This window comes from Rhodococcus marinonascens NBRC 14363, from assembly GCF_001894885.1.
Taxonomy (GTDB): Bacteria; Actinomycetota; Actinomycetes; order Mycobacteriales; family Mycobacteriaceae; genus Rhodococcus_F; species Rhodococcus_F marinonascens.
Genome location: NZ_BCXB01000085.1, coordinates 1 through 3,785, shown reverse-complemented (window position 1 = coordinate 3,785; position 3,785 = coordinate 1). Strand labels below are relative to the sequence as shown.

Genomic DNA, 3,785 nt, shown 5'->3' with positions numbered 1-3,785 from the left:
AGTCGAGGAACAGAACCGCCCGATCCGGCGCTTAGGAATTATCGCGGATACTAGCTCTTTATCTGCGGCAGCCTATGGAACGAACTGGCGCGATGGATCTTTCGTGCGGGGTCGACTCGGTAATTAATCTGCGGTAGCGCGGGAGGCTGCTCGATGGGGACCGACCAGGCGGTACTGCCGCCGGTGCCGCGCGATCCGATCCCGCCTACCCCGTCCCGGGTAGGCGGGATCGTGGATGCCATACGGATATTCCTCGGCACGGTGTCGGTGAAGAACATCCGCCGCGATTACATCGTTGTGCTGAACCGAATGGAACGTGACTTCGGCAAGGACGCGAATGTGGCACTCTCAGCTATCGAAAGCGCTTAGCGCCGGATTGGGCTGATCTGTTCCTCGACCCCCGATTCGCAACTCTGGGCGTAACAGTCTTCGTGAGCGGGTACAAGCCGGAGCTGATCGGGTCGGGTGGAGAACCTGGGCCGATCAGCGTCGGTTCGCTCACGGTAGTTGGGTCCACACAATCTCTTCGGCGCCGGCCGAGGATCGCGGTTTTTCCCACACGGATCTAGCTCGAACATGAGTGGCCGCAGTGAGGGCTCGTCCGTCCCCGGTTCTGCCAAGTAGATGCTGTCTCCAACCTGGTACATCGATTCGCAGGCCACTGCGATGGCCGGGCCATCCTCGACTCTGATAGGACAGGACGGCCGTCAGTTCATTCCCGGCAAGTTCGATGCGCTCGACCGACAGGCGGTTGCCCCGCTGCTCTTCCCGGGCAGCCAGATACGCGAGCCTCACCGACAAATGCCCTATGAACGCGGCGGCCCAGGCGATATCAGGTTCGCCGGCCGGTGCTTCGATGTCCTCGACCGGTACCTCATCACCGTGCCGGCGGAGATAAGCGATCAGCTGCCGCTGCGATCGATCGGGGACTAGTTTCCGGCGAGTGACCGGCCCACCGGCCCCGGCCATCGGCCATTGAAAATCACTCGGGGCCAACTGCGGGGTCCCATCGACATCTACCAGAACCGGAAAGAACACGGGCCGCCCACCGGTAAGACCACTGAAGGTATCGACCCGATACGCATGGTCCGCCCACTCACGTCCCAGTGCCGCGCGCGCCCACCCTTCCTCCTCGGCCTCGACACCCCGCAAGGATTTCGGGAGTGTCGTCCCGACCGCAAAACTGCCGACGGACACGGTCAGCATGATGCCGGCGTGATCGCGGCCGAATGTCCCGAAGGGGGTTGCGATCTGGGCCATCCAGCTCAGATGCACCTCGGCGTCGGGCATGAGCACGCTCGGTGCGATCAACGACTGTTTCGTCCGTCGCGCCGGTAAGCGGGTCGGTGGGCCGATTCGGCCCAGTTCGGCGAAGATCTCGGCTCGCATGCTGTCGAGTTGCGATCCGTACTGCTCGCCCACTATCGCGGCTATGTCATGTGGTCCCTGCATTACCTCACACTCCCCCATCAGCTTCTCCCCTGTTCCCATGCTCGGCTGACCCCAGGTGGCTGCGCGTCGTCGCGGTATAGCGCGCCCCTGGGGTGGTAGAGATCCACACCCGATATCAGCCCAGGACCAACTGAGACGACGTTGACGAGAGGAGCTGGAATAGTGTTCCTATTTCAGCTCGCTTTCTGCGGCCCGAGATGCCGGTACAGCGTGGTCCGTCCCACGCCGAGGATTTCGGCGATCTCGATCTGGCTCATGCCGTTGTCGCGCATGAGTTTTGCTTGTTTGATTTTCTTCGGTGTCATCTTCGGTGGGCGTCCGCCGACGCGGCCGCGGGAGCGGGCGGCGGCCAGGCCGGCGGTGGTGCGTTCGCGGATGAGGTTGCGTTCGAACTCGGCCAAGGCACCGAAGATGGAGAAGATGAGCTTGCCGCCGGCGGTGGTGGTGTCGATCGCCTCGGTCACCGACCGGAAGCCGACGCCCTTGTCTTCGAGGTCGGTGACCGTCTGAAGCAGGTGCGGCAGGCTGCGGCCGAGGCGATCGAGCCGCCACACCACCAGCGTGTCCCCCGGCCGTAGGTGGGAGAAGAGGTCGCCCAGTTGTGGGCGTGCGGTGGTGGCGCCGCTGGCGGTCTCGGTCCAGATCCGCGCACAGCCCACGGCGCTCAGGGCGTCGGACTGCAGATCGAGGGTCTGATCGGCGGTGGAGACCCTCGCGTAGCCCAATAATTCGCTCACGGGGCAGGAGTGTTCCATAACTCACCGACAACACTCATTGTGAAACATCGGTTATGGACACGAGTTTCGGAACACGGGGCGTGCCTGGTCGCCGAACTCGGGCTCGGATGGTTCATATACGTCGGTTTACGGAACAGCCTCGCCGCCGCTCGCGCCCGCGGCCGAGTTGGTGCCCGCCCCACCCCGGGGGTCAGCTCGATCAGAGCGCAACAGATCCGGCCAAGGCGACCTATACCGGATCAATATGCAGGATGGGTAAACAGGACACCCGGAGCCGGTGATTACGCTGGCCCCGATCGAGTCCGGCCCCTCCCGCGGTTGTCCTGGTGGAGGGTCGTCTTACAGGACAGCTCCACACCATCACCGCCGACGTCGTCGAAACCGAGCATGCTCGTCGTTGGCGGCACCTAACGACGCGAGAACACCGCCATCTATCGCCGTGAGTCACAGGCTTGTGTAGGAACTTGAATCATCACCGAGACGGCCGTGCCCGCTCAATCCGGGCTCTTGATCGAGCACCACCCCGCACCGAAAACGCAGCTCAGCGGGCTCCCTCACGTCTTTGCCGGGCCCCTGCGGCTTCCCGCACGCCACGCAGGTATTGGCCCCGGAATCCTGAAGCTGGCCCCAGCCGCAAAGTAGCCTCTCGTTCAGGGTGATTCACCTACTGTTGTCGGCGTCGTGGGTTGTCGCGTGCGAGGTGGCGGTAGATGGATTTGCGGGAGACGCCGAATATCTCGCTGATCTGGGCGACGGTGTATTTGCGTTTGCCTCGGTCGTCGCGTTCGTCGTACATCTCGCGGGCCTTGAATACCTGCAACTCGGTGAGGGCCGGTGGTCGGCCGCCGACGCGGCCGCGGGCTCGCGCGGACTCCAGGCCTTCGAGGGTGCCTTCGCTGATCAGGTCGGCGGTCATCTCGTCCATGGCGGCGATGACGTGGAACAGGAACCGCCCGGCCGGGGTGGTGGTGTCGATGCCTTGTTTGAGCACGATCAGGTCGACGCCGCGGTCGTCGAGTGCGGCGGCGAGTTCGGTCATGTGCCGCACCGACCGGAACGGCCGCGACAGACGGGTGATCACCAACTCGTCGCCGCGGCGCAGGTGGCCGAAGCACTTGTCCCATTCCGGGCGCCGGGCGAGTTTGCCCGATGCCTTGTCCACCCAGATCCGTTCGCACCCCGCGGCATTGAGCGCGTCGATCTGGGAGTCGTCCTTTTGTCCGCGCGTGGACACCCGCGCGTATCCGAACCGAGCCATGCCCGGAACTGTCCCATAAAGGGCCGACATCTCGATCTTTCGTCCCATAGATTCCGCACACGAGTTGTGACCCACTGGCGGGCCTCGCTGACCTGAGGATTCACCGGTCGCTGCGAGTGACTACTGGTGTGGGTAGGAAACGGTCGTTAAAGTCCCCTGCATATTCGGTGCATATCCATGCGCGGGGCGCACGGTGTCACCGGGTCGGTATCAGCTGAAAGCACTACCCGAGAAGCTGCCCGTCAGGCTGCCGGTGCCCGAACCGAAATCGAAGCACAACGAACCCGTGCACCGGTCGATGCCGATCACCGACACCGTGTCATCGAAACTGTTGGTGA

Annotated in this window: 4 protein-coding genes; 1 reads left to right on the top strand and 3 read right to left on the bottom strand. The window is 63.6% G+C overall.

All coding sequences use genetic code 11. The features are described 5' to 3' along the window. Positions 1-153 precede the first annotated feature (153 nt). On the top strand, positions 154-369 hold the full coding sequence (locus tag RM2_RS22695; RefSeq protein WP_072688328.1) for a hypothetical protein: 216 nt from the start codon (positions 154-156) through the stop codon (positions 367-369). A gap of 129 nt (positions 370-498) precedes the next feature. Here the strand turns inward: RM2_RS22695 and RM2_RS22690 are convergent, their stop codons facing one another. The 3 genes from RM2_RS22690 to RM2_RS22680 all read right to left on the bottom strand — a co-directional run bounded on the left by RM2_RS22690 (position 499) and on the right by RM2_RS22680 (position 3,447). After that, positions 499-1,452, bottom strand: coding sequence for a hypothetical protein (locus RM2_RS22690; RefSeq protein WP_139277919.1), 954 nt, complete (start codon positions 1,450-1,452; stop codon positions 499-501). A 173-nt stretch (positions 1,453-1,625) separates the two neighbouring features. After that, entirely contained in the window at positions 1,626-2,189 is a 564-nt protein-coding gene (locus RM2_RS22685) for a recombinase family protein (RefSeq protein ID WP_072691717.1), read from the bottom strand. Between the two features lie 664 nt (positions 2,190-2,853). Beyond that, positions 2,854-3,447, bottom strand: a complete 594-nt coding sequence (locus RM2_RS22680) for a recombinase family protein (RefSeq protein ID WP_072691716.1) — start codon at positions 3,445-3,447, stop codon at positions 2,854-2,856. Between the last annotated feature and the right edge of the window lie 338 nt (positions 3,448-3,785).

Coding starts and splice junctions, on each gene's coding strand:
- RM2_RS22690 (WP_139277919.1), bottom strand. CDS start 1,452: ATGCAGGGACCACATGACATAGCCGCGATAGTGGGCGAGCAGTACGGA.
- RM2_RS22680 (WP_072691716.1), bottom strand. CDS start 3,447: ATGGCTCGGTTCGGATACGCGCGGGTGTCCACGCGCGGACAAAAGGAC.
- RM2_RS22695 (WP_072688328.1), top strand. CDS start 154: ATGGGGACCGACCAGGCGGTACTGCCGCCGGTGCCGCGCGATCCGATC.